Genomic DNA, 25503 nt, shown 5'->3' with positions numbered 1-25503 from the left:
GCGTGCGGTCATCGCGACGGAAACCCCGCCCGGCGATCGCCGGGCGGGGTTTCCGTCGCGCATCAGCCGGACGATTCCGTCCGCCGGGGCGGCCGGGGGAAGAAGCCGCTCGTGCGGGCCACGTACGCGGCGTATCCCGGGCGGTCGGACATGTGGCGTTCCAGCAGCCGCTGCCCGCTGCCCTTGGTCAGCAGCAGGGTCATCACCACCGGGGACACCAGGCTCACCGACGCCGCGGCGAGCGAGTCGCAGGTGATCAGGAACAGTCCCCACCACACACAGAAGTCGCCGAAGTAGTTGGGGTGCCGGGTGTAGCGCCAGAGCCCGCGGTCCATGATCCGGCCCCGGTTGGCGGGATCGGCCTTGAAGCGGGCCAGTTGGAAGTCGCCCACCGCCTCGAAGGCCAGGCCCACCGCCCAGACGCAGGCGCCGGCCGCCGCGACCGCCCCCAGTTCTCCGGGGATGTACTGCGCGGCCTGGACCGGCAGCGACACCAGCCACACCAGCGCGCCCTGGAGCAGGTAGACCATCCGCAGTGCGTAAAGGTTCCTGCTGCCCGGTGCCCTGGACAGCATCGCCTCGTAGCGCGGGTCCTCGCCGTGTCCGCGTCCGCGGCGGGCGATGTGCGCGGCGAGCCGTACGCCCCAGACGGCCGTCAGCGCGGTCACCAGCAGGCGGCGGCCGGTGTCACCGCTGTCCGCCGAGACCACGAACGTCACCACGGCGACGGCGGTGAAGCCGAGGCCCCACGCGACGTCGACGATCCGGTGCAGGCCCTTGCGCACGGCGACGCCGAAGGTGATCAGCATGACGGCCAGCGCGGCCGCCGCCGACCAGGCGAGACCGACCCCGAACTCGGCCCAGGGGTAGCCGTTCACAGCCGGTCCAGCCCGTCATACCAGTCCTGGTGCGGGCTCGCGGGCATTCCGCCCCGCCCGTCCGCCGTGGGCCGCACGGCGAGGATCTGGTCGACGCCCATCCGGCGCTCCTCGAAGGCCAGCGCGCCACCGACCAGGTACAGCCGCCACACCCGGGCGGTCTCCTCGCCGACCAGCGCCACGACGTCCGCCCAGCGCTCTTCGAGGGTCCGGTGCCAGGCCGTGACCGTGCGCACGTAGTGCTCGCGCAGCGACTCCACCGACCGCACCTCCAGACCGCCCCCCTCCAGCAGGGCCACCGTGTCCCCGAGCGGCCGCATGTGCATGTCGGGCGCGATGTACGCCTCGATGAACGCCCCGCCCCCGGGCGCGGTGGCCCCGCGGGACATCTGCTGCACGAGCACCCGGCCCCGGGGCCGGACCAGCCGGTGCAGGGCGGCGGCGAACGCCGGGTACTCGGCGTCCCCGACGTGCTCGCCCATCTCCACCGTGGCGACCGCGTCGTAGAGGCCGCCGTCGATGTCCCGGTAGTCGCGGCACTCGACGTCGACCCGGTCGTTCAGGCCGCGTGCGCGCACCTGCTCGCGGACGTACTCGGCCTGTTCGCGGGCCAGGGTGACGGCGGTGACCTGCACCCCGTGCCGTTCGGCCGCGTACAGGGTGAGGGAGCCCCAGCCGCAGCCGATGTCGAGCAGCCGGGCGCCGGGCATCAGGGCGAGCTTGCGGCAGATCAGTTCCAGTTTGGCGCGCTGCGCGTCGGCCGGGGTGAACTCGGGCTTGTCGCTCGCCCAGTAGCCGCACGAGTAGGCCATGGTCTCGTCGAGGAGCAGCCGGTAGAAGGCGTTCGACAGGTCGTAGTGGTGGCTGATCGCGGCCCGGTCGCGGGCCTTGCTGTGCAGGCCGCCGCGGAGCCGTGCCTGGGAGGCCGGCGGGGCGGGGCGCGGGCCGACGGCGCCGAGCAGGGCGGCGGTGCGGACGGCCCGCGCGCGGTCGGCGGCGGTGAGCCGGGGTGGCCGGGCCCCTCGCTCGCGGGCGGTGGCCCACAGGGTGCGCAGCCCCTCGCCGAGGTCGCCCTCGATGTCGAGGTCGCCCGTGACGTAGGCCTGGGCCAGGCCCAGTTCGCCGGGTTCCCAGAGCAGGCGGCGCAGGGCGCGGCGGGTCCGTACGACGACCGCGGGGCCCTCGGGCGGTCCGGTCCGGCTGCCGTCCCAGGCGGCCAGCCCCACCGGGAGCGGTCCGCCGAGGGCGGTCTCGGCGAGTTCGGCGAGCCGGTGCGCCGCGCCGGGGCGTCGGGTGGTGGTCATCGGGGGGAACGCTCCTTGGTGAGCAGGTACTGCTGGACGTCGAGGTAGCCGGAGCGGAATCCGGCCTCGGAGTAGGCGAGGTAGAAGGTCCACATCCGGCGGAAGGTCTCGTCGAAGCCGAGCGCCTCCACCTCGTCCGCGCGTGCGGTGAACCGTTCGCGCCACAGCCGGAGCGTCTCGGCGTAGTGCGCGCCGTAGGCGTCCCGGCGGGCGACGGTCAGCCCGGTGTGCAGCCGTACGGTGTCGGCGACCGCCTCGACGGAGGGCAGCAGCCCGCCGGGGAAGATGTACTTCTGGATCCAGGTGTACGTGGTGCGGCTGGCCAGCATCCGTTCGTGGGGCATGGTGATGGCCTGGAGGGCGGCCCGGCCGCCCGGGGCGAGCCGGTCGTCGAGGGTGCGGAAGTAGTCGGGCCAGAACTCGGCGCCGACGGCCTCGACCATCTCGACGCTGACGATCGCGTCGTAGGTCCCCCGGGCCTCCCGGTAGTCGCACAGTTCGACGTCGACGCGGTCGGTGAGGCCGGCCGCCGCGATCCGTCGGCGGGCGAGGTCGCGCTGTTCGCGCGAGAGGGTCAGGGAGGTGACGTGGGCGCCGCGCGCGGCGGCCCGGAGCGCGAGTTCGCCCCAGCCGGTGCCGATCTCCAGCACCCTCGTCCCCGCCTCCACCTCCGCGAGGTCCAGCAGCCGGTCGATCTTGCGGTGCTGGGCGGCGGGGAGCAGGTCCCAGGTGGCGGGGAAGCCCCGGAAGAGGGCGGCGGAGTAGCTGAGGGTGTCGTCGAGGAAGAGGGCGAACAGCTCGTTCGACAGGTCGTAGTGGTGGCTGATGTTGTCCCGGGAGCCGTCGGGTGTGTTGCGCTGCTCCCACGGCTGGCGCTGCGCCCACACCGACCGGAGCCGCTGCAGCGGCCGCGGCACCAGCTCGGCGGCGTGTCCGGCGAGCACGGTCAGGGCGGCGACCGGGTCGGGGGCGTCCCACTCGCCCGCCATGTAGGACTCCCCGAAGCCGATCAGGCCCCGGCTGCCGATGCGGCCGTACCAGGACCGCGCGTCATGGACGTCCAGGGCGGGTCCGCCCCGGCCGAGGGCGCTGCCGTCGGGGAACCTGACGTGCAGCGGCAGGCGGTGCAGGGCCCGGCGTATGACGGCCTCGGTGAGAGCGGTCCGGGCCCGGGACGCCGCGGGGGGCGCGGCCACGTCGGGCCAGCGGGCCGGGTCCACGGCCCGCGTCACGAACGGCACCGCGTCGGTGGACCGGGGCTCGACTGTCGTCATGTCACGTTCTCCGGGGAGGTCATGGCGTCCTGGGGACGGTGTGCGGGGCGGGGCTGGACGGGCAGCCCGCGCAGATAGAGGCGGATGCCGTGGAAGCGGATGGCCGCGGACACGGCGAGGGTGGACCAGGGGTGGCGCAGGGCGAGCCCCAGCAGCGTCCCGCGGGTCACGTCCCGTCGCGTGCCGTGCACGGTCGCGGTGAAGGGCCTGCCGCCCTCGCGTTCCAGGTGCACGCTGAGGTCGAGCCGGTCGTCGGGCGGCGGCAGGCGCATGCGGTAGCGGCCGTCGACGGGGAAGAAGGGCGAGACGTAGAACTCCTTGGCGGTGCGGGCGGTGCCGGAGGCGTCCGGGACCAGCAGGTAGCAGTGGCGTCCGCCGTAGGTGTTGTGGACCTCGGCGACGACGCAGCGCCGGACGCCGTCGGGGTCGTGGCACCAGTACAGGGTGAGCGGGTTGAAGACGTGGCCGAGGACGCGCGCGTGGGTGAGCATCACGACGGGGCCGCCCGCCAGGTGCACCCCTCGGGAGGCGAGGAAGGCGTCGAGTCCGGCGCGGATCGTCGGGTGGCCGCCGCCGAAGTGGTCGCGGGCCTCGAACCGCGCCAGGGGCCGCAGCGGGCGCGGCAGCCGGGGCGGGCGGTCCGGGTCGAGCAGCCACATGTACGTGCGGTGCCGCAGCGCGTACCGCTTCGGCACGGTGCGCACATGGCGGATCGTGCAGGGGTACAGGGCGGGCGGGGTCACCAGCGCACCCCCAGCGCGGCCGCGGCCGCCACGCCGGAGCGGCAGCCGTCCTCGTGGAACCCCCAGCCGTGGTAGGCGCCGGCGAACGCGGTGACGGAGGTGTTGAGTTCGGGCAGCCGCTGCTGGGCGGCGACCGACGCGGGCGTGTACACGGGGTGTTCGTAGACCATGCGGGCCAGCACCTTGTCCGGTGCCACCCGGTCCTCGGCGCCGAGGGAGACGACGAAGGTCTCCGGGGCGTCGAGGCGCTGGAGCCGGTTCATGTCGTAGCTGACGCGGACCCGGTCGGCGCCCGCGTCGCAGGACGGCATCAGGTAGTTCCAGGAGGCGCGGGCGCCCCGCGCGCGGGGCAGCAGGCCGGTGTCGGTGTGCAGCAGGGTGGTGTTGCGGGAGTAGCGGAACGCGCCGAGCAGTTCCTTCTCCGCCGGGGTGGCGTCCGCGAGGAGGTTCAGGGCCTGGTCGGGGTGGGTGGCGACGACGACGGAGGCGTAGGACGCGGTGGTGCCGTCCTCGGTGGTGACGTCGGCGCCGTCGGGGTGCCGCCGCAGCGCGCGGACCGGGGCGGCTCGCCGTACCGCGTCGAGGCGGGCGGCGACGCGGTCCACGTAGGTGCGGGAACCTCCCGTGACGGTGCGCCAGGTCGGGGATCCCTGCACCGAGAGCATCCCGTGGTGCTTCAGGAAGCGGAACAGGTAGACGGCCGGGTAGTCCAGGGCGGTCGTCGTGTCGCAGGACCAGACGGCCGAGACGACCGGGGTCATGAAGTGGGTGCGGAAGTAGGGGCTGAAGCCCTCCCGGTCGAGGAAGTCGCCGAGGGTGGCGGCGGTGCCGGTCGGCGCCTCCAACTCCCGGCGGGCGGCGCGGTGGAAGGCGGGCACTTCCCTGAGCATGCGCAGGTAGGTGCCGCGCAGGGCGTTGCGGGGCCGGGCGAACAGACCGGCGGGTCCGCGGGCGCCCGCGTACTCCAGTCCGCAGCCCTCGCAGCGTACGGACATGCTCATCTCCGACTCCTGGGTGGGGACCCCGAGTTCGTCGAAGAGGCGCAGCAGGTGGGGGTAGGTGCGCCGGTTGTGCACGATGAAACCGGAGTCGACCCGATGGCCGGACCCGTCGGAGGACGTGAGGTCGTGGGTGTGCGCGTGACCGCCGAGCCGGTCGTCGGCCTCGTAGAGGGTGACGTGGTGGGTCCGGCCGAGCACGTACGCCGCGGTCAGTCCGGCCACGCCGCTGCCTATCACGGCGGCGCGCGGCCGGTCGTCGGCCGGCCGGTCGTCGGCCGGCCCGTCCTGGCTCTCCCGGCGCACGCTCCCTGGCACACCTGACATGCGAGTCCTCCCTGTGGTCCGTGGCTGCGGATCTCGGGGGTAATCCGAGGCCGCGCCGGGAGCGGATTGGCCCGGCGGGGATCTTCCTGCGCGGACGTACGGGCGGATGCACCCCGGGATGCCCGGGGCCCGCCTGTGGTCACCGTGCCGGGCCGAAGGTGATCACCGGCCCGCTCCGCACGGCAGCTCGGCCCAGACGGTGTGGCCCCGGTCGAGCGGCCGGTCGCCCCAGCCCGTGCAGAGGGCGTCGACGAGGAGGAGCCCGCGGCCTCCCCCGCACAGATCCGCCGAGGGGTGCCGCCACCGGGCCCGGACGAGGTCGGTGTTGAAGGCGGGCCCGTCGTCGGTGACCTCGATCCGCAGGCGCCGGTCGCGGTCGCCGGCCCCGCCCCGGAGGGTCAGCGCGAGGCGTACCGGGGGCATGCCGTGCAGGCGGGCGTTGGTCAGCAGTTCACTGGTGACCAGAGCGGCATCGTCGGCGATGTCGGTCCGGCCCCACTGGACCAGCTGCTCGCGGACATCCCCGCGCACCCGGCTCAGACAGGTCGTTTGCAGTCCGAAGGCGCTGCCGTACGCGCGTCGCATAACGCATCAGTCCCTTGTGCTCTCATCTGTGATTCGTCGCGAACACCGGGATCGGATGGCCTGCGGAGACAGAGTTTTCATCCGTTGCCGTTGCGGGTGCGGATTGGTCGGGAATCCGATTCCGTCCGTTCGGGTGATCGACCAATCCGGCCCGGGGACGGTGCCGGATTCCCCACGTGACGGATCACGAGAAGAAGCCACGGAATCCCAGGAGTTGGGCGAGGGTCCTGCTGGGCGCGCTCAGCGGCGCGCTGGCGGGATTCACGGCGCTCGCCGTCGCCGAGCTGGTGTCGGCGGGGGTGCGACCGCAATCCGGTCCGGTGGTGGCGGTCGGCGGTGCCGCGATCGATCGCACCCCGGCCGCGGTGAAGGACTGGGCGATCAGGAATTTCGGCAGCGACGACAAATTGGTGCTGCAATCCGGGATCCTCGCCGTACTCGCGCTGTTCGCTCTCGGTCTGGGCGTTCTCGCCCTGCGTCACCGGCGGGCGGGATCCGCCGGTGTGCTGCTCTTCGGTGCGGTCGGCGCGCTGGCGGCGACCGGCAGGCCGGACTCGGTGGGGCTCACCGACGCGCTCCCCTCGGCCGTCGGAGCGCTCGTCGGGGCGGCGGTGCTGTTCCTGCTCGCCGGGCGCCTCGGCTCCGAGGAGCCGGTGGCAGACGGCCCCGCCGCACCGGACGGGGGCCGGGACCGGCGCGGGTTCGTCCTGGTGGCGGGCGCGGTCGCTCTCGCGGCGGCCGGAGCGGGTGCGCTCGGGCGGGCTCTGAAGGGGGCGAGCGGCCGGGACGCGGTGGCCTCCCGCGCGGACCTGGTCCTCCCGTCGCCCGGCTCCCCCGCCCCGGCCGTACCCAAGGGCGCGCGGCTGCGGATCGCCGGGGTCAGCTCCTTCACGACGCCGAACGAGGACTTCTACCGGGTGGACACCGCTCTGGTGGTGCCCAAGGTGGACGTCGACGCCTGGCGGCTGCGCATCCACGGCCGGGGCGTCACGCGTCCGGTCACGCTCACCTTCGACGACCTGCTCCGGCGGGAGTCGGTCGAACGCGACATCACGCTGACCTGTGTCTCCAACGAGGTGGGCGGCCCGTACGTCGGCACCGCCCGCTGGCTCGGGGTGCGCCTGGCCGATCTGCTGGCCGAGTGCGGCGTCCGCCCACCCTCACGGCGGGGTCCCGCCGATCAGCTGGTGGCCCGCTCGGTGGACGGCATGACGATCGGCAGCCCGGTCGAGGACGTCATGGACGGCCGTGACGCGCTGCTCGCCTACGGCATGAACGGCGAGCCGCTCCCCTTTGAACACGGGTTCCCGGTCCGCATGGTGGTGCCGGGCCTGTACGGATATGTCTCGGCCTGCAAATGGATCGAGGACCTCGAACTCACCACGTTCGACGCCTACGACGCCTACTGGGTCAAGCGCTCCTGGGCGCGCAGGGCGCCGGTGAAGACACAGTCCCGCATCGACACCCCCAAGCCGTTCGCGCGCCCCGCCGCGGGCACCGTCATGGTCGCCGGGGTCGCCTGGGCCCAGCACCGCGGGATCGACAAGGTCGAGGTGCGCGTCGACGACGGCCCCTGGCAGGAGGCACGGCTCGCCGCCGAGAACTCCCGCGACACCTGGCGCCAGTGGTCCTTCCCCTGGCAGGCCACCAGGGGCAGCCACACCCTCACCGTGCGCGCCACGGACCGCACCGGAGCGGTGCAGACCGCGCGACGGGCCCGCACGGTCCCCGACGGGGCCACCGGCCGCCACTCGGTCGTGGTGTCCGTGGACTGAACCGCACCCCCGAACCCGGGCCCGGACCCGGGCCCCCGAACTCCCGAGCCCGGACCCCGAGGCCGGACCCCCGAAGCCACTTTCCCCCACCCACAGACCCGCAGCGTCCGCTGCGTCAACCCACAGGAGAAACACCATGAACACCCGTATCCGCCGTATCGCGATGACCGTGTCCGTGGCCGCCGTGCTTCCGCTGGCGCTCAGCGCCTGCTCGGACGACGGCGGCGACTCCGCGGGGGCGGAGTCCACCGGCAAGGCGTCCGCCTCGGCGACCGCGTCGGACGACAGCATGGCCGGTTCCAGCGCGTCCCCGGCGGACGAGCCCTTCGGCCCCGCCTGTTCCTCGGTGCCCGAGGACGGCGCCGGCTCGTTCGACGGCATGGCCCAGGACCCCGTGGCCACGGCCGCGTCCAACAACCCCGCGCTGTCGACCCTGGTGACGGCGGTCAAGAAGGCCGGTCTGGTCGACACGCTCAACAACGCGGAGAACATCACGGTGTTCGCGCCGACCAACGACGCGTTCGCGAAGATCCCCAAGGAGACCCTGGACGCCGTCCTCAACGACAAGGCCCAGCTGACGAAGATCCTCACCTACCACGTGGTGGGCCAGAAGCTGGCCCCCGCGGACCTGGAGAAGGGCACGTTCGAGACCCTGGAGAAGTCGGAGGTGACCACCGCGGGCTCGGACGAGTCGTACACGGTCAACGACTCGGCGAAGGTGGTCTGCGGCAACGTGAAGACCGCCAACGCCAACGTGTACATCATCGACACCGTGCTGATGCCCGAGAGCTGACGGGACGCCGTCCGCCGGGTGCCACAGCCGTGACGCCCGGCGGACGAGTCCGGCACGACCGCGCGGTTCACAGCTTCAGCGTGAACCAGATGGTCTTGCCCTCGTCCGTGGGTCGAACCCCCCAGCTGTGGGTGAGGGTCTGGACGAGGATCAGTCCGCGTCCGGATTCCTCGTCCTCGCCGGCCGGGCGGGGCTTGGGAAGCTGGGAGCTGCGGTCGCTCACCTCGACCGTGAGGTCGGTGCTGGTGCGGTGCAGCCTGACGCCGATGGGGCCCTGGGCGTGCTGGACGGCGTTGGTGAGCACCTCGGAGAGCAACAGCCTCGCGTCGTCGGCGGTTTCGGTGCAGCCCCAGGAGGAGAGGGCCTTGCCGAGGAAGGACCGGCCCTCGTGCACCGAGGTGGGGACGGCGGGCAGATGGGTGGTGACGCTCGCCAGCGGAGCCGCGGGCAACTGGGTGAGCAGAAGCGTCACGTCGTCGTTGTAGCCGTCCGCGTCCGGCAGCAGTGCGGCGAGGACATGGTCGGCGACGGCCTCCAGGCCCGGTGCCTCGGCGCCGAACAGCCCGTCGAGCGCGGTGGTCAGCACGCCGAGCTGGTCCCCGATGTCACTGCCCGGCGTCTCGATGAGCCCGTCGGTGTAGAGGACGAGCGTCGCCCCGGGCGGAATCAGGGCCTGGGACTGCTGGAAGAGCACCCCGCCCACCCCGAGCGGGGTGTTGACGGGCGCCGGGAGGCTGCGCACCCCCTCCCCCGGGGTGGCTATGAGGATGGGGAGGTGTCCGGCGGAGCAGACGGTGACCTCGCCGTCGTCGGCGGCGATCACCAGGTAGCAGCAGGTGACGAGTTGGTCGGGCACGTCCAGGTCGGCGACACAGCTGTCCAGCGCCTGCATCAGCTGGCGGGGCTGCATGCCCGTCTTGGCCAGGGCGTGCGCCGCGGAACGCAACTGGCCCATGACGGCCGCCGCTTCGATGCCCCGGCCCATGACGTCGCCGATGAGCACCCCGACCCGGCCGGCGCCGAGCGGGATGAGGTCGAACCAGTCTCCGCCCACCCCGGCGCCCTGGGTGGCCGGCCGGTAGCGGCTGGCGGTCACCAGGCCGGGGACCGCGGGCGGCGTGCCCATCAGGCTGCGCTGGAGGGTGAGCGCGACATGCCGCTGCTGCTCGTACAGCGCGGTCAGCTCCGCCTCGGCCCGCTTGCGGTCGCTGATGTCCCGCACGATGGCGCAGGCGCCGATCACCGTGCCGTCGGGGGCGTGGGTGGGCCAGAGGGTGACGTCGACGTCGAGCAGGCGGCCCGCCCTGGTCACGCGCAGGGTCTCGAAGTGCTCGACCTTCTCGCCCTTGCGCAGCCCGTCGAGCAGCAGCTCGACCTCGGCGGCGTGCCCGGGCGGCGCGAGCAGGCTGACATGGCGGCCCATCACCTCGGCGGCGGTATGGCCGTACAGCCGCTGCGCCGCGGCGTTCCAGTAGGTGATGTGCCCGTCGAGGGTCGCGGCCAGGATGGCGTCCTGCGAGGACTCCACGAACGCGGCGAGTTCGTTGATCCGGGCCTCGGCCGCCTTGCGTTCGCTCACGTCGCGCACGGCGGCGGAGACGAGGACACCGTCCGCGGTCTCCAGGGGGCTGAGGCTGATCTCCACCGGGAACTCGGTGCCGTCCTTGCGCAACCCGTGCAGTTGCAGCCCGGCGCCCATCGGACGTACCTGGCGGGCGCTGGAGTAGTCGGCGCGGTGCAGGGAGTGGTGGGCGCGGAAGCGGCCGGGGATGAGCATCTCGACCGGACGGCCGAGGAGTTCGTCGCGCCGGTGCCCGAACAGGGTCTCCGTCTGCGCGTTGACGAGCTTGATGGTCCCGGCGTCGTCGACGATCACCATCGCGTCCGGCGCCGCCTCCAGCAGCCCCCGGAACCGCTCCTCGGCCGCCTTGCGCTCGCTGACGTCCCGGACCGCGGCCGAGACGAAGAGCCCCTCCGCGGTCTCCAGGGGACTGAGGCTGATCTCCACCGGGAACTCGGTGCCGTCCTTGCGCAGCCCGTACAGATCGAGTCCGGCGCCCATCGGGCGCACCTGGCGGGTGTCGGAGTAGCCCGAGCGGTGCAGCGCGTGGTGGGCGCGGAAGCGGTCCGGCACCAGCATCTCCACGGCGCGGCCCAGGAGTTCCTCGCGCCGGTAGCCGAAGAGGGTCTCCGTCTGCACGTTGACCAGGTTGATGATGCCGGCGTCGTCCACGATCACCATCGCGTCCGGCGCCGCGTCCAGCAGCCCTCGGAACCGCTCCTCGGTGGGGAGTGCCGCCTCGGCGTTCCCGTCCATGCCCGCCCCCGGAGTTCACCATCGGCAACTTTGCTCGGCTCATCTCAGCGCACCCGGCAACCATGTACCCCCATATGTCCGTTACTGGCCGTACGTGAGCCGATCTTGTCCGTCGGCGGAACGATTCCCGGCAGGCCGTGGACGTGCCTGGCCCCGTCGTTCGAATCCGGCCACCCCTCGTTCGGCCCCTCGGATTCCGACGCATGCGCGCGGGAGGACGGGGCACATGCGTCGGTGAGTGACGCCAGCGAACAGTGACGACCAGGAGGCTCTCCGTGCTGATGGCACACCCCGCCGTGCTGAGGAACCTGATCGAGCAGTACGAGACCCTGAACGCGCTGCACGCCCAGGCGGGCAGCCCGGAGGTACGCAGGCGCATGGACGACGTGGCCTACACCCTGTGCGTGTCCACCGGGACCCGTGACATCGACACCGCGCTGGTGGCCGCCCGCCATCGGCTGCCCGGGGCCCGCCCCGAGGACGACTCCCTGCTCACCGCGCCCGCGGCGGGTGCCTGAGCCGCCCCATACGGGTTCAGGCGGGGTAGGCGTGGGTCTGGGCCGCCTTCACGGTCGCCCAGACCTCGGCACCGGGATGCAGGTCGAGTTCGGCGGCGGCGATGGTGGTCAGGTCGGCGGCGAGGGCCAGTTCACCGCCGAGGGCGGCGCGGATCTGGTCGCCGTGGGTCTCCAGGCCGGTCACCTCGCAGCGCCAGAGGTTGCGGGCGCTGGTGCCACTGGGGCGGTCGCGGTGGAGGGTGACGGCGCTCGGCGCGAAAGCCACGAAGACCGGCCCGGTCAGCTCCTCGGTGGTGGTGATCACCGGCCCACCGCCGACCCGGACGGCATGCCCCGTCGCCTCGCCCCGGTAGAGGTTGAGCCCGACCAGGTGGGCGATGTAGTCGGTGCGCGGGTGACGGGCGATGTCGGAGGGCGTTCCCTCCTGGACGCTGCGCCCGTCCTCGATGACCACCAGATGGTCGGCGAGGACCATCGCGTCGAGCGGGTCGTGCGTGACGAGTACGGCGACCGCCTCGAAGTCGGCCAGATGACGGCGGAGTTGGGCGCGCACTTCGAGACGGGTGCGGGCGTCGAGGGCGGCGAGCGGCTCGTCGAGCAGCAGCAGCCGCGGACGGGTGGCGAGCGCCCGCGCGAGGGCGACGCGCTGGGCCTGGCCGCCGGAGAGCCTGCGCGGCTTGCTCGCGGCGTGTTCCGCGAGCCCCATGCGTCCCAGCCAGCCGGCGGCCTCGGCGCGGGCCTCGGCGCGGCCCGCTCCGTGACAGCGCGGCCCGAAGGCCACGTTGTCCAGGGCCGAGAGGTGCGGGAAGAGCAGGTAGTCCTGGAAGACGACGCCGACCGGGCGGGCTTCGGTGGGCAGCCCCTCCAGGTCGGTGCCGTCCAGCCGCAGATGCCCGTCGGACAGCGGAACGAGACCGGCCAGCGCCCGGAGCGCGGTCGTCTTGCCCGCGCCGTTGGGGCCGAGGAGGGCGACGACATCGCCGGGTGCCGCGCGCAGGGACACGTCGAGCCGGAAGGAACCCCGGTCGACGAGGAGCCGGGCGTCGAGTCCCTCGCCGTCCCGGGGGTGGGCGGCGGCGGTCTGCGGGGGCTCGGTCATGAGGCGGTCATCCAACGGTCACGCAGCCCCGCCAGCACCGCGACGGACACGGCGAGCAGGACCAGGCTGAGGGCGATGGCCGCCTCCGGGTCGCTCTGCAGGGCGAGGTAGACGGCGAGCGGCATGGTCTGGGTGCGGCCGGGGAAGTTGCCGGCGAAGGTGATGGTCGCCCCGAACTCCCCCAGCGCGCGTGCCCAGGCGAGGACGGCGCCGGCGGCGACACCGGGGGCGATCAGGGGCAGGGTGACCCGGCGGAACGCGGTGAAGCGGGAGGCGCCGAGGGTCATGGCGGCCTCCTCGTAGCGCGGGTCGGCGGCGCGCAGGGTGCCCTCCACGCTGATGACGAGGAACGGCATGGCGACGAACGCCTCCGCCACCACCACACCGGCCGTGGTGAAGGGCAGGGTCACGCCGAACCAGTCGTCGAGCCACTGCCCCACGACTCCGTTGCGGCCGAGGGCCATCAGCAGCGCCACGCCTCCGACCACGGGCGGCAGGACCAGCGGGAGGGTGACCAGGGCCCGTACGAGACCGCGGCCCGGGAACTCTACGCGGGCCAGCAGCCAGGCCAGCGGCACCCCGAGGACCAGGCTCACCGCGGTCGCCGCCGTGGCGCAGACGAGGGAGAGCTGGAGGGCCTGCCACACCTCGGTGCTGGTCAGCAGCTCGGGCATGCTGCTCCAGGGCGCCCGGATCAGCAGGGCGACCAGCGGGACGACCAGGAAGGCCAGCCCGATCAGCGCGGGCAGCAGCAGCGGCAGCGGAACGGATCCGCGGCGCCCGGCGCGGCGGCGGCGCCGCGGACCACCATTCAGGGCGGCGCCGGCCTTGTCCGGGGACGGGGGCGGGGAGGGCGACGGAGAAGGGGAAGGGGAAGGGAAAGGAGAGGTCACGGTGCGAGGAATCCGGCCTCGGTCAGCGCCTTCCGACCCTCGGCGGACTGGACGAGGGCGATGAACGCCTCGGCGGCCTCGGCGTTCTGCGACTCCTTCAGCAGGGTGATCGGGTAGTCGTTGATGGCGTCGGCGGACTCGGGGAACTCCACGCCCTCCACCTTGTCACCGGCGGCCTTCACATCGGTCTTGTACACGACGGCGGCGTCGGCCTCCTTCAGCACCACCTTGTTGAGGGCGGACTTGACGTCCTCCTCGTAGGAGACCGGCGTGAGCTTCAACTCGCTCGCGTCGAGGGCCTTCCGGGCGGCGGCACCGCACGGGACCGCCTCGTCGCAGAGCACGACCTTCAGGTCCTCGTCGGTAAGGTCCTTCAGGGAGGCGACCTGGTCGGGGTTGCCCGGCAGGGTCGCGATCTCCAGCTCGTTGCGGACGAAGGTGGTGGGGGTGCCCGCGGCGTCGCCCGCGTCCGTGACGATCTTCATCGTCTTGGGGCTGGCCGAGGCGAACACGTCGGCCGGGGCGCCGCCGGTGATGCTCGCGGCGAGCGCGTCGCTGCCGCCGAAGCTGAAGGTGACCTTCGTGCCCGGGTGCTCCTGCTCGAACTGCTCGCCCAGCGTCTCGAAGCTCTCCTTGAGGGAGGCGGCCGCGAAGACGGTCACCTCACCGGAGAGCTTGTCCGAAGCGGAGTCCGACGCCGTGGCGTCCGACTTCGCGGAGGAGTCGGAGTCGGACGACGAGCACGCGCTCAGGGCCAGCAGCGCTGCGGCGCCTGCCCCGGCCACCTGCAGTGTCCGACGTGTCCGGCGCATGGAACGGGTCATCACGGGTCCACTCCCTCAGGTCCTCAACGGACGCGGCATGTCCCGATGATAATGCCGCAGGTGCGAGGCAAAACACCCTTGTCACATCGCATGATCTGCACGCTGCAACCACTTACCTCGCATGTGCGTTTGTACGGGTCCACGCTTCGGGTACGGGCACCGGTGAGGTGACAGCCCGTGAGCCAGTCCCTTGAGGCCGCCCCGGCGTCGACCGGCGCGGCGGTGGAACTCGCCAGCGCCTGGGGGGTGACGGACGCCGGGTCCGGCGTAGGGTGATGCCCGCACTTCAGGACCACGCGAGCGACGACAGGAGGCCGAGGTGGCCGCGACGAACAGTGCCGGGACGACGGTCGCCGAGGTGATGACCGAGCTGGCCGCGCTGGAGGACCCCAGGGCCCGCGCGGCGAACGAGCGGCACGGGGACGACCACGGGGTGAACCTGGGCAAGCTGCGTGCCGTCGCCAAACGCCTGAAGACCCAGCAGGACCTGGCCCGTGGGCTCTGGGAGACGGACGACACCGCGGCCCGGCTGCTGGCGCTGCTGATCTGCCGGCCCAGGGCGTTCGAGCGGGACGAGCTGGACGGCATGCTGCGTCAGGCCCGCGCGCCGAAGGTGCACGACTGGCTCGTGAACTACGTGGTGAAGAAGAATCCGCACGCCGAGGAGGTGCGGGTGACCTGGACGGCCGATCCGGACCCGGTGGTCGCGAGCGCCGGCTGGGCGCTGACCACGGAGCGCGTGGCGAAGCGGCCCGAGGGCCTGGACCTGCCCGGACTGCTCGACGTCATCGAGGCGGAGCTGAAGGACGCCCCGGACCGGCTCCAATGGGCGATGAACCACTGCCTGGCCCAGATCGGCATCGAGCACGCCGAGCACCGGGCCCGCGCCCTCGCCATCGGGGAGCGCCTGGAGGTACTGAAGGACTACCCGACTCCCCGGGGCTGCACGTCCCCGTTCGCACCGGCCTGGATCAACGAGATGGTCCGCCGCCGGGGCGAGCAGCCGGAACAGACCTGAACGCAGGTCGCGCCGCGCGTGCCACGCCCTGTCCGGAGGCACCCGTCACGGCTTCCTCAGGCGCTCGTCACCGCTGCCCTGAAGGGTCCCGCCGTCCTGAAGGGTCCCGCTGTCCTGAAGGGTCCCGCTGTCCTGAAGGGTCCCGCTGTCCTGAAGGGTCCGTCACCGCGTCCTTTGTGACGCGCCTATCTAGACCTCTCTGCCGGTCTGCTCCACGGTGGTCCCTCCCCTGCACCGGATTCCTCTGGGAGGACCTGCCCGTGAGACGTAGGCGCTTCGTGGCCGGGGCCGTCGGCACACTCGCCGCGCTCGGCCTGGGTCCGGATCCGTCCGGACTCGTCACTCCCCCGGCGCGGGCCGTGACTCCCCCCACGCGGGCCGGCACGCCCCTTGCCCCGGGACCGGGCGCCCAGGGCTGGCGGCCGGTGCCGGCCCCCGGGAGCACGCCGCCCGCCCTGCTGCGCAGGATCTCCGCGCTCGGGCCGTCACGGGCGTGGGCCGTCGGCGAGGAGGAGTTCGCGGGGGCGGCGGGGTCGCGTCCGCTGGCCATGGTGTGGGACGGCGAAGGCTGGACGAAGTCGGACCTGTCCCACCTCCGTCACACCCGGCTGCATGATGTGGCCGCCGCCGGGCCGGCCGCCGCATGGAGCGTGGGCGAGCAGGCCGAGGAGTCCAGCCCGTTGCTGCGCTGGAACGGGACCGCCTGGCACGAGGTCACGTTTCCCGGGTGGGCCGAGCCGGGCGTGCGGCTGACCGCGGTGGCGGTGGGGCCGGACCGGCGGGTGTGGGCCTGCGGGAGCCGGGAGGGAGCGGTCGGGCTGTTGCGCCGGTCCGGGGGGCGATGGCGGTGGCTGGACCCGCTGCCCGTGGCGGGCGTGCACCTCTACCGGGTCGTGACGCGGTCGCCCGGTGAGGTGTGGGTCTGCGGGGACCAGTCCAACGGCGGCGGCTGGTCCGGCCTGGTGGCGCGGTGGGACGGCGCGTGGACGGTGCTGCCGGCGGTTCCGGGACTGCGCCTGGGCATCGCCGACGTCCACCCGGAACAGGCCGACTGCGTCTGGGCGGTGGGCACCGAGGCGGGTATCGGGGGGCCGCCCGGCCGCCCCGGCAACCCCTCGCTGAGCCGCTGGGACGGCAGTGCCTGGACGCGGGTCGATGCGGGCTTCACGCTCGGCAGCCTGACCGGCATCGCGGGCGACGCCGAGGGCCGCGCCGCGTGGATCTCCGGCTCGGACTTCCAGGACCAGAGCGTCTGCGCCTATCTGCGCCGCGAGGGCGACGGCTGGACGGTGGTCCGCGGCCCGAGCGGTACCGCACCCACTCCGGCCGTCAACGACGTGACGGCCGTCCCCGGCACGGCCGGCTTCTGGTCGGCGGGCGCGACCGCCCGGCTCCCGGCGCCCACCGCCGAGGCGTACACCGAGCGCCTCGACGGCTGAACGGCCCGGCACCCGCGGCGAGCGCGGGCACCGGGCCGCCGGAACCGGAGGGTCAGCCCTGGCGGGCCTTGAACCGCGGCTCCTTCTTGTTGATCACGAAGGTCACGCCCCGTCGGCGCACCACCTGGGCGCCGGGCCTGGCCTTCAGCGAGCGCAACGACTTGCGCACCTTCATCCGGGTCTCCTTTCGACATCACGGCGGGGCCGCCGTCAGGCGCGGGCGGTGCCCGTCCGGCCGTAGCGCCGTTCGAAGCGCTCCACGCGGCCCGCGGTGTCCACGACGCGCGAGGTCCCCGTGTAGAACGGGTGGCTCGCCGACGAGATCTCGACGTCGACCACCGGATAGGTGGCGCCGTCCTCCCACTCGACCGTCCGTCGGGCGTCGAGGGTGGACCGGGTCAGCAGGGCGTACCCCGCCGCACGGTCCCGGAAGACGACCGGACGGGAGACGGGATGGATTCCGGGCTTCATGCGATGTCCTTTCTTCACGGCCTCCACCGCCGGTTGGCGGGAGGCGGGCGTCAGCGTTCCTCTCGGAAGAGGACGTGGGTGCCGGCGACCGGGTCGTACTTGCGCAGGACCAACCGGTCGGGGTCGTTGAGGCGGCTCTTGCGGGTGCCATAGGTGACGCCGGTGCCCGCCGTCGACCTGAGCTTCACCACGGGCCGTGCCGTACCGCGTGCCATGGGGGACTCCCTTCCTCCGCCATGCGAGCCCATTGACTCGAACATGCCAGACATGCCTCTCAACACGGCACCCCGCCGAGGCATTCCCGGGGCCGCAGCCGCACCCGCCCGCCTTTCACACATACGTGTGACACCGGAAGAGGTGGCCCATTCGGCATGGGCGAGTTCCAGAACTGGCCGGCACAGCCATCCCCGCACCCGGCACACCAGCGGCCGAACAGCCCAGTCATCGATTCACCTCCACAGAATTCACCAAGTACGCCCATAACCTCGTCATACAAATTCCGAGCGCGCTCGGTCCGCCTTCCGGCGAAGTCGGCCGTCAGGCCCTTTCGCCTCCCCATTCCTGGAGAAACAGATGCGCGTTGCCGTGACCGGTGGCGGTGGTTTCCTTGGGTCTCACCTGTGCGAGGCGCTGTTGCGCCGCGGTGACTCGGTGGTGTGCCTCGACAATTTCTCGACGGGCGACCCCGAGAACATCGCACCTCTGCTGTCCGACCCCGACTTCGAGTTCCAGCACGCCGATGTCAGCGTGTCGCTGGAGGTGACCGGCCACGTCGACGCCGTGGCCCACCTCGCGTCCCCTGCCTCCCCTCCGGACTATCTGCGTCAGCCGCTGGAGACCCTCGCCGTGGGCAGCCGCGGCACCGAGAACGCCCTGCGCCTGGCCCTGCGCCACAACGCCCGCTTCGTCCTCGCCTCCACCAGCGAGATCTACGGCGACCCGCTGGTCCACCCCCAGGAGGAGGGGTACTGGGGCAACGTCAACTCCATCGGGCCGCGCAGCGTCTACGACGAGGCCAAGCGCTACGCCGAGGCGGTCTCCGCCGCGTACCGCCGCACTCACGGCGTCGACGTCGGCATCGCCCGGATCTTCAACACCTACGGTCCGCGGATGCGGCCCCACGACGGCCGGGTGGTGTCCAGCTTCATCACCCAGGCCCTCACCGGCGAACCGCTCACCATCTACGGCGACGGCACCCAGACCCGCAGCTTCTGCTACGTGGACGATCTGGTCCGCGGACTCGTCGCCCTCCTCGACTCCCGCGAGCTGGGCCCCTTCAACCTCGGCAATCCGGTCGAGCACACCGTCGGCGAGCTAGCCGACATGGTGCGCGAGATGACCGGCTCCTCCTCCGAGGTGCACCACCATCCGCTGCCCGTGGACGACCCGGTCCGCCGCCGTCCGGTGATCACCCGCGCCCGCGAGGCACTGGACTGGCAGCCGGAGATCGGCATCACCGAGGGCCTGCGCCGGACCATCGCCCACTTCGGCGCCGGCCCGGACCGGCTCGGCGTCTCGGCCGCCGCGATCCGTGGCGGCCAGGAAGAGACCATCCCGCTGCCCGCCGCGGCCCCGACGGGCGCCCCGCAGACCATCCCCGGCCCGGCCACCGCGGCCACCGGTGTCGCGTCCGTGACCGCGCGGCCCTCCGGCTCAGGAAGCTGATCCCCGCCGGGGCCGCCACCACCCCCGGCCCCGGCCCCCTCCCCGCCTCCCGCCCCCGCGCCTGACGGCCCGACGCCCGCGCCGCCTGGAGAAGCCTCCGCCATGACCTCGTTGGAGCAGGGTCCCGTCCACGGGACCGCCACCGTCCAGAGCCCTCAGCACCCCGCCCCCGCTCCCGGCGCCGCCAAGGACTGGGGCACCCTCGGCGAACAGATCCGCTACCTGTCCGGGGGCGCCGTCGCGTCCATCGGCCCGGACGGCCCGGTCCTCGCGCGGCCCCCGCGCGGCCTCACCGTCCGCCCCTCCTGCTTCCCGCGCGCCTTCTCACGCCTCGACCGCGTGCTGGTGGTGCTGCTCTCCCTGGGCTGGGCCGCCTGTCTGGTGTGGTTCTGGGTCTGGTGGCTCCAACCCTCGCACCGCATCGGCTGGCTCGGTCTGGTCATCAACAGCGCCCTGCTGCTGTATCTGACCTACCTCCCGGTCCACTTCCTCGTGGCGCTGCTGCGCATCCGCCGTTTCGACCCCGCCGTCGCGGTACCCGCGCTGCGCACCGCCTTCGTGGTCACCCGCGCCCCCTCCGAGGGCTGGGACATCGCCCGTACCACCCTGGAGGCGATGCTCGACCAGGACTTCCCGCACGCCTACGACGTGTGGCTGTGCGACGAGGACCCCACCCAGGAGATCCTCGACTGGTGCCGCGGCCACGGCGTCAACGTCTCCTGCCGCCGCGGCCGCGCCGACTACCACCGGGCCGAGTGGCCCCGGCGCACCCGCTGCAAGGAGGGCAACCTCGCCTTCTTCTACGACCACTGGGGCTACGCCCGCTACGACGTCGTCGCCCAGCTCGACTGCGATCACGTGCCGACGCACGGCTATCTCACCGAGGTCGTCCGCCCCTTCGCCGACCCCGCCGTCGGCTACGTGGCCGCGCCCAGCATCTGCGACTCCAACGCCGCCGAGTCCTGGGCGGCGCGCGGCCGGCTCCACCGGGAGGGGATGTTCCACGGCCCGGTGCAGCTCGGCCACTCCGCCGGGCTCGCCCCCGTCTGCATCGGCTCGCACTACGCCGTGCGCACCCAGGCCCTCCGCGACATCGGCGGTCTCGGGCCCGAACTGGCCGAGGACTTCTCGACCACCTTCCTGCTCAACTCGGCCGGCTGGCAGGGCGCGTTCGCCATCGACGCCGAGGCGCACGGGGAGGGCCCGCTCACCTTCGGCGCGATGATCACGCAGGAGTTCCAGTGGTCCCGCAGCCTGGCCGTCATGCTGCTGGGCATGCTGCCGCGGCACCTCTCCCGGATGTCCCCGAAGCTGCGCATCCGCTTCGCGGCGGCGCTGCTGTACTACCCGCTCCTGGCGGTGGCCACGATCATGGGCATCCTCCTGCCGCCGATCGCCGCCGTCACGGGCGCGCCCTGGATCGACGTCAACTACCTGGAGTTCCTCGGACACTTCTGGAGCATGTCGGTCTGGCTGATCCTGCTCACGCTGCTGTGCCGCCGACGCGGTCTGCTGCGCCCCAAGGACGCCCCGATCCTCAGCTGGGAGATCTGGCTGTTCGGGCTCTCCCGCTGGCCGTACGTGGCGTGGGGCGTGCTGGCCGCGGTCCTCCAGAAACTCCGCCCGCGTCAGGTCACCTTCAAGGTCACGCCGAAGAAGCGCGCCGGGCTCGAACCGCTGCCGCTGCGCACGGTCGCCCCGTACCTGCTGATCACGCTCTTCCTGTCGTGCTCGTCCCTCGTGGGCCAGTTCCGCGGTCCCGCCGTCGGCTACGTCTTCCTGTGCATCCTCGGCGCCGCCTCCTACGCCGCCGTGACGCTCGCCGTCGGCGCCCTGCACATCCGCGAGACCAGGCGCGCCACGGGCGCCTCCGTCCTCCGCGCCCTGGGCACCGCGGCGCTGCCGCTGACGGCCGGGGTGCTGGCGCTGCTCCCGCTGGGCCTCGCGATCTTCGTCTTCCCCACCTATCTCACCGGCTTCTACGCCTGGTGACGGCCCTCGCGGCCGATCGAGAAATGAGGTTCCCCGTGCCCCGGACGATCCTGGTCACCGGTGGCGCCGGCTTCATCGGCAGCCACACCTGTGTCGAACTCCTCCGCGCCGGCCACGAGGTCGTCGTGGTCGACGACCATTCCAACAGCTGCCCCGAGGTCCTCGAACGCGTCGCGAAGACCGCCGGCCGTCCGGTCGCCGCGGCCCATGTCGCCGACGTACGGGACCGCCGGGCGCTCGACGCCGTCTTCGCCGCCCACCCGATCGACGCGGTGATCCACTTCGCCGCGAAGAAGGCCGTCGGCGAGTCGGTCCGGATCCCCGTCACCTACTACGACATCAACGTCGGGGGCACCACGACCCTGGTGTCGGCGATGCGGGACCACGGGGTGCACCGGCTGGTCTTCTCCTCGTCCTGCTCGATCTACGGCGACGCCACGACCGTCCCCCTGACCGAGGACTCCCCGGCCGCGCCCACCAATCCGTACGCCACCACCAAGTGGACCTGCGAGCGGATCCTCGCGGACCTGTGCCGGCACGTCCCCGAACTCCGGGTGCTGGCGCTGCGGTACTTCAACCCCGCCGGGGCGCACCCCGACGGGGAACTCGGTGAGGACCCGCGCGGTGTGCCGAACAACATCATGCCGTTCCTCACCCAGATCGCCGTGGGCCGGCGGGACGAACTCAGCGTCTTCGGCGACGACTACCCGACCCCCGACGGCACGGGCATCCGCGACTACCTCCATGTCGTGGACGTCGCCGACGGTCACCGGGCCGCCCTCGACCACATCGACGACGAGCCCGGTATGCGGGTCTTCAACCTCGGCACCGGCCGCGGCGCGTCCGTCCTCGACCTCGTGCGGACCTTCGAGGAGGTCACCGGCCGGTCCGTCCCCTACCGCGTCACCGGGCGGCGCCCCGGCGACGTCGCCGAACTCGTCGCCGACCCGGCGAAGGCCGCGGCGAGCTGGGGCTGGACCGCCCGACGCGACCTGGCCGCGATGTGCCGCGACGCCTGGAACTTCCAGCAGCGGAACCCGCACGGCTACGCCCCCTGACGGGTGCCCGTGAGCCGGTCCGCTCCCTCTCTGCCCCAAGACAGGAGAACACCGCATGCGGTTGACCGTCATCGGTACGGGATACCTCGGAGCTGTGCACGCCGCGTGCATGGCGGACATCGGGCACGACGTGCTCGGCGTGGACGTCGACGCCGAGAAGGTCGGGGCCCTCGCCGAGGGCAGACCTCCCTTCCACGAACCGGGCTTCGGCGACGTACTGACCCGCGCCCTCTCCTCCGGTCGCCTGCGCTTCACGACCGATCTGCGTGAGGCCGCCGAACACGGTGAGGTCCACTTCGTGTGCGTGGGCACACCGCAGCGCGCCGGCTCGAAAGCCGCCGATCTGCGCTACGTGGACGCAGTCGTCGACGGACTCGCGCCCCATCTGACGACGGACTGCCTGATGGTCGGGAAGTCCACCGTGCCTGTGGGCACGACCGCCCGCCTGTCCGCTCGCATCGCGGCCCTCGTGCCGGACGGGGTCCGGGTGGAGACAGCCTGGAACCCCGAGTTCCTGCGGGAGGGCTTCGCGGTCGAGGACACCCTGCGCCCGGATCGCATCGTCGTGGGCGCGACCGGTCCGGAAGCGGACGCCGCCCTGCGCGAGGTGTACGCCCCCATGCTGGCGGCGGGCGTGCCGTACATCAGTACCGACCCGAGCACCGCCGAGCTGGTGAAGGTCGCGGCCAACTCCTTCCTCGCCACGAAGATCTCCTTCATCAACGCGATGGCCGAGATCTGCGACGCGGTGGGCGCGGACGTCGTCACCCTCGCCGACGCGCTCGGCCACGACACCCGTATCGGCCGGCGGTTCCTGCGGGCAGGACTGGGCTTCGGCGGCGGGTGCCTGCCCAAGGACATCCGGGCGTTCGCGGCGCGCGCCCAGGAGTTGGGTGTCCCTCCGGTGGTCGACCTTCTGCAACGAGTCGACGAGATCAACGAACGGCAGCGGACCCGGACCGTCGCGCTGGCCCGCCAGATGGCCGGCGGTGGGTTCACCGGCCGCCGGATCGCCGTGCTGGGCGCCACCTTCAAGCCGGACAGCGACGACGTGCGCGACTCCCCGGCGCTGGCCGTGGCCGCGGCACTGCACCGGGAGGGCGCCGAGGTCCGCGTCCACGATCCGGTGGGCTCGGCGAACGCCCGGCTGGCCCACCCGTACCTGGACTGCGGTGCGGATCTGCGCGCCACCTGTGCCGGGGCCGACCTCGTGCTGCTCCTGACGGAGTGGGACCACTACCGTGACGTGGACCCGTCCGACCTGGCCGGGGTGGTGGCGAAGCGGCTCGTCCTCGACGCCCGCAATGCCCTCGGGCACGAGGCGTGGCGGGCCGCCGGCTGGACCGTGAAGGCGCTCGGCCGGCCGACGCCGTCGGACCGGCTGCCCGCCCCGCAGTCGACGGAGCCGCTGCGCACCACGATCGCCTCACCCACCGGTCACGCGGCCCACCTCGCCTCACCCACCGGTCACGCGGCCCACCTCACCTCGCCGACGGCACCGGTGTCGCCGGCGGTCGGCTCATAGCCGCGCCGTCGCACACCACTTCGCCCTGTGTTCGGGACCCGCGGTCCGCGGCACAGGGCGAAGCCGTGCGGAGTCCGGTGCCGGGCCGCGCGGCTCCGACGAAGGGCGTGGTCGGGATCCGGTTGCCGAAGTAGTCGCTGCCGCCGAGGCCGAGGGAAGAGGCCGGCGGGCCGAGGGCGACGGTGGTGCGGCCCGCACAACGGGGGGCCAGGTTCCGGGCGTCGGCCCAGTCCGGGACCCGGACCACCAGACCGCTCAGACACAGGTCGTCGTCGCTGCCCGTCGGCCTGCCCGCGTGCACTTCCTGCCCGGAACCCGCGCGCCACGTGTCCAGTGAGCCGAAGCGCTCCGGACCCCACTCCAGCGTCCAGGGACCGGTGCTGTAGTAGTTGTTGCCCTGGAGCCGGATCCGGTCGGGGGCGTACGCCGACTCTCCGGCGACCAGCGGCCCGCCGTCGGTGGCGAGGATGTTGTTCTCGACTCGCACGCCCCGCATGCCGTCCCGCAGGCGCATCGCCGGGGGCCGCATCCTCGCCTCCGCCGCCGAGGGGAGGTCGGCGGTCCGCATGACGACCGTGTTGTGGTGGATCGCCAGATCGGCCAGCCGGGTGCCGTAGGCGACGATGCCGCCGTACTCGGGCAGCTTGCGCGCGTCGTCCCAGCTCATGTTGAAGCGGACGACGTTGTCCCGGTGGGCGCCGGTCGGCTGCCCGGAGTAGACCAGGAAACCGGGGCCGTCGTTGCCGTACGCGATGTTGTACTGCACGACGGAGGAGGACACGTTGTTGTCGAGACCGAAGCCACCGCCGTCGACACGCGAACCGGTGCGGTTGCGGTACGACCTGTTGTGCTCCAGCACCACCCCGGTGGAGTCGTAGACCCAGATGCCCTCCGGGCCCTCCTCCGCGTCGGCGGCCGAACGGGAGCCGTTGTCGTGCGCCACCGAGTGCGTGACCCGGGCGTCCCGGACGCTCCCGAGCGTGATGCCGCTGCCGGTGTTGCGATCGGCGCTCTGCGGGTCACCGGCGTTGGCATACGCCTTCACCCGCTCGATGCGCAGTCCCTCGTGCGCGTAGGCGGGGCGCTCCCCGTCGAAGACGGGGCCGTAGAAGGCGAGTCCGCTTTCGAGGTTGTGGTGCACCGAGACGTCGGAGATCCGCACGTCGCTGAAGCCCGACACCGCGCCCTTCTCCGCGCCCAGGCTGATGCCGTTCTGGAAGCCGCTCGCCTCCACGTTCGCGATGCGGATGTGGGAGAGCCGGTCGGTGCCACGCAGAGCGGTGCGGACGGAGATGCCCACCCCCTCACGCAGGGCCTTGCGGTCGCCGACCAGCGAGAGGTTCCTGATCTCCACCCCGGCGGTGTCGTGGACGGTGATGGCGGACCGACCCCGCGGGGCGATCGTGGCGCGGCCGGTGCCGTAGGACTCGATCACGACCGGGTTCCGGGCGTTGCCCGCCTCGTCCCCCTCCAGGGTGATGCTGCCGCGGAACCGCGCGCCTCCCTCCAGGCGCAGTCGGTCACCGGGCCGGAAGCCGACGCCGTTGGCGTGGTCGAGGGTCCGCCAGGGCTTGGCCGCCGACATCCCGTCGTTGGCGTCGTCACCGTCGGGGCTCACGTAGAACGTGTACGGCCCGCCCGTGGCCGGCCGGGCGGGCCGGTACACGCCCGGCACCTCGCAGGCCGTCAGCAGCAGAAGCGCCACGGCCGAGAAACCTGCGGCGGTCCTCGTCACCCGGCTCCGGTTCACCGCGTTCAAGTGCACCCCTTCACAGATGGATCCCGTGCCACGAAAGGGCACATTCACTGACAGACTCTCAGAAAAGAGGACACGGGCGGCCGAAGGCGCGGCGCCGGGGCGGCGTCTGGCCCACCCGGGCAACCCGCCCCACCCTTCCCGCTCGAAACCCCTCCATGGTAAACCGATTTAGCTCCTGGCTTGTCAGCCAGGGAGTCACAGAAGGCATCGACACCCTTTGAACACCAGCTTGATGCAAATTACGCCGA

At 72.7% G+C, this 25503-nt stretch carries 23 protein-coding genes; 9 read left to right on the top strand and 14 right to left on the bottom strand.

Annotated features, from left to right (window positions below):
• Window positions 1-62: 62 nt before the first annotated feature.
• From AB0E07_RS27310 to AB0E07_RS27285, 6 genes are all read right to left on the bottom strand, one after another.
• Window positions 63-878, bottom strand: coding sequence for a DUF1295 domain-containing protein (locus tag AB0E07_RS27310; RefSeq protein WP_362257532.1), 816 nt, complete (start codon window positions 876-878; stop codon window positions 63-65).
• A complete protein-coding gene (locus AB0E07_RS27305) occupies window positions 875-2182 on the bottom strand; it encodes a cyclopropane-fatty-acyl-phospholipid synthase family protein (RefSeq protein WP_362257529.1) in 1308 nt (435 codons plus the stop codon). Before AB0E07_RS27305 ends, AB0E07_RS27310 begins: the two co-directional genes overlap by 4 nt.
• The gene (locus AB0E07_RS27300) at window positions 2179-3456 is read right to left on the bottom strand and encodes a cyclopropane-fatty-acyl-phospholipid synthase family protein (RefSeq protein WP_362257526.1); all 1278 of its coding nucleotides are present in this window, start codon (window positions 3454-3456) and stop codon (window positions 2179-2181) included. The genes AB0E07_RS27305 and AB0E07_RS27300 overlap by 4 nt, the downstream gene beginning before the upstream one ends.
• A complete protein-coding gene (locus tag AB0E07_RS27295; protein WP_362257523.1) occupies window positions 3453-4199 on the bottom strand; it encodes a DUF1365 domain-containing protein in 747 nt (248 codons plus the stop codon). The genes AB0E07_RS27300 and AB0E07_RS27295 overlap by 4 nt, the downstream gene beginning before the upstream one ends.
• Entirely contained in the window at window positions 4196-5524 is a 1329-nt protein-coding gene (locus AB0E07_RS27290) for an FAD-dependent oxidoreductase (protein WP_362257520.1), read from the bottom strand. The genes AB0E07_RS27295 and AB0E07_RS27290 overlap by 4 nt, the downstream gene beginning before the upstream one ends.
• Before the next feature lie 162 nt (window positions 5525-5686).
• The gene (locus AB0E07_RS27285) at window positions 5687-6109 is read right to left on the bottom strand and encodes an ATP-binding protein (protein ID WP_362257517.1); all 423 of its coding nucleotides are present in this window, start codon (window positions 6107-6109) and stop codon (window positions 5687-5689) included.
• Window positions 6110-6285: 176 nt separating this feature from the next.
• Here AB0E07_RS27285 and AB0E07_RS27280 point away from each other — a divergent pair, with 176 nt between their 5' ends.
• Window positions 6286-7884, top strand: a complete 1599-nt coding sequence (locus AB0E07_RS27280) for a sulfite oxidase (protein WP_362257514.1) — start codon at window positions 6286-6288, stop codon at window positions 7882-7884.
• Between the two features lie 136 nt (window positions 7885-8020).
• The gene (locus AB0E07_RS27275) at window positions 8021-8677 is read left to right on the top strand and encodes a fasciclin domain-containing protein (RefSeq protein WP_362257511.1); all 657 of its coding nucleotides are present in this window, start codon (window positions 8021-8023) and stop codon (window positions 8675-8677) included.
• A 67-nt stretch (window positions 8678-8744) separates the two neighbouring features.
• Here AB0E07_RS27275 and AB0E07_RS27270 read toward each other — a convergent pair whose 3' ends face one another.
• On the bottom strand, window positions 8745-10994 hold the full coding sequence (locus AB0E07_RS27270) for a PAS domain S-box protein (RefSeq protein WP_362257508.1): 2250 nt from the start codon (window positions 10992-10994) through the stop codon (window positions 8745-8747).
• 275 nt (window positions 10995-11269) lie between these two features.
• Between AB0E07_RS27270 and AB0E07_RS27265 the strand changes: the two genes are divergently transcribed.
• Window positions 11270-11512 carry a DUF5133 domain-containing protein gene (locus AB0E07_RS27265; RefSeq protein ID WP_362257505.1) on the top strand — a complete coding sequence of 81 codons (243 nt, stop codon included), beginning with the start codon at window positions 11270-11272 and terminating at the stop codon, window positions 11510-11512.
• A 16-nt stretch (window positions 11513-11528) separates the two neighbouring features.
• Here AB0E07_RS27265 and AB0E07_RS27260 read toward each other — a convergent pair whose 3' ends face one another.
• From AB0E07_RS27260 to modA, 3 genes are all read right to left on the bottom strand, one after another.
• Window positions 11529-12611 (bottom strand): ABC transporter ATP-binding protein, encoded by a 1083-nt coding sequence (locus AB0E07_RS27260; RefSeq protein WP_362257502.1) that lies wholly within the window; start codon window positions 12609-12611, stop codon window positions 11529-11531.
• Complete coding sequence (modB, locus tag AB0E07_RS27255; RefSeq protein WP_362257665.1) at window positions 12608-13426, bottom strand: molybdate ABC transporter permease subunit; 819 nt, start codon at window positions 13424-13426, stop codon at window positions 12608-12610. Before modB ends, AB0E07_RS27260 begins: the two co-directional genes overlap by 4 nt.
• Before the next feature lie 74 nt (window positions 13427-13500).
• Window positions 13501-14328: a molybdate ABC transporter substrate-binding protein gene (gene modA / locus AB0E07_RS27250; RefSeq protein WP_362257499.1), complete on the bottom strand. Its 828-nt coding sequence runs from the start codon at window positions 14326-14328 to the stop codon at window positions 13501-13503.
• Between the two features lie 361 nt (window positions 14329-14689).
• Here modA and AB0E07_RS27245 point away from each other — a divergent pair, with 361 nt between their 5' ends.
• Window positions 14690-15346, top strand: a complete 657-nt coding sequence (locus AB0E07_RS27245; RefSeq protein ID WP_362257663.1) for a DNA alkylation repair protein — start codon at window positions 14690-14692, stop codon at window positions 15344-15346.
• 260 nt (window positions 15347-15606) lie between these two features.
• On the top strand, window positions 15607-16785 hold the full coding sequence (locus AB0E07_RS27240; RefSeq protein ID WP_362257496.1) for a hypothetical protein: 1179 nt from the start codon (window positions 15607-15609) through the stop codon (window positions 16783-16785).
• A 52-nt stretch (window positions 16786-16837) separates the two neighbouring features.
• On the opposite strand, the gene ykgO is transcribed toward AB0E07_RS27240, so the two are convergent.
• From ykgO to rpmG, 3 genes are read right to left on the bottom strand one after another with little or no spacing between them, the layout of a single operon-like run.
• A complete protein-coding gene (ykgO, locus tag AB0E07_RS27235; RefSeq protein WP_055619862.1) occupies window positions 16838-16960 on the bottom strand; it encodes a type B 50S ribosomal protein L36 in 123 nt (40 codons plus the stop codon).
• Between the two features lie 35 nt (window positions 16961-16995).
• Window positions 16996-17256, bottom strand: coding sequence for a type B 50S ribosomal protein L31 (locus AB0E07_RS27230; RefSeq protein WP_362257491.1), 261 nt, complete (start codon window positions 17254-17256; stop codon window positions 16996-16998).
• Window positions 17257-17306: 50 nt separating this feature from the next.
• On the bottom strand, window positions 17307-17471 hold the full coding sequence (rpmG, locus tag AB0E07_RS27225; protein WP_362257488.1) for a 50S ribosomal protein L33: 165 nt from the start codon (window positions 17469-17471) through the stop codon (window positions 17307-17309).
• 358 nt (window positions 17472-17829) lie between these two features.
• Here rpmG and AB0E07_RS27220 point away from each other — a divergent pair, with 358 nt between their 5' ends.
• From AB0E07_RS27220 to AB0E07_RS27205, 4 genes are all read left to right on the top strand, one after another.
• A complete protein-coding gene (locus AB0E07_RS27220; protein ID WP_362257485.1) occupies window positions 17830-18921 on the top strand; it encodes a UDP-glucuronic acid decarboxylase family protein in 1092 nt (363 codons plus the stop codon).
• A 102-nt stretch (window positions 18922-19023) separates the two neighbouring features.
• The gene (locus AB0E07_RS27215) at window positions 19024-20913 is read left to right on the top strand and encodes a glycosyltransferase family 2 protein (protein WP_362257483.1); all 1890 of its coding nucleotides are present in this window, start codon (window positions 19024-19026) and stop codon (window positions 20911-20913) included.
• A gap of 35 nt (window positions 20914-20948) precedes the next feature.
• Window positions 20949-21971 (top strand): UDP-glucose 4-epimerase GalE, encoded by a 1023-nt coding sequence (galE, locus tag AB0E07_RS27210; RefSeq protein WP_362257480.1) that lies wholly within the window; start codon window positions 20949-20951, stop codon window positions 21969-21971.
• Window positions 21972-22026: 55 nt separating this feature from the next.
• Window positions 22027-23496, top strand: coding sequence for a UDP-glucose/GDP-mannose dehydrogenase family protein (locus tag AB0E07_RS27205; protein WP_362257477.1), 1470 nt, complete (start codon window positions 22027-22029; stop codon window positions 23494-23496).
• On the opposite strand, the gene AB0E07_RS27200 is transcribed toward AB0E07_RS27205, so the two are convergent.
• Window positions 23453-25201, bottom strand: a complete 1749-nt coding sequence (locus tag AB0E07_RS27200; RefSeq protein WP_362257474.1) for a right-handed parallel beta-helix repeat-containing protein — start codon at window positions 25199-25201, stop codon at window positions 23453-23455. The genes AB0E07_RS27205 and AB0E07_RS27200 overlap by 44 nt on opposite strands.
• Window positions 25202-25503 lie beyond the last annotated feature (302 nt).

It is taken from the genome of Streptomyces sp. NPDC048002, assembly GCF_040653275.1.
Lineage (GTDB): Bacteria > Actinomycetota > Actinomycetes > Streptomycetales > Streptomycetaceae > Streptomyces.
The sequence above is the reverse complement of the archived record's forward strand: the minus strand, read 5'-3'. Positions and strand labels throughout refer to the sequence as shown.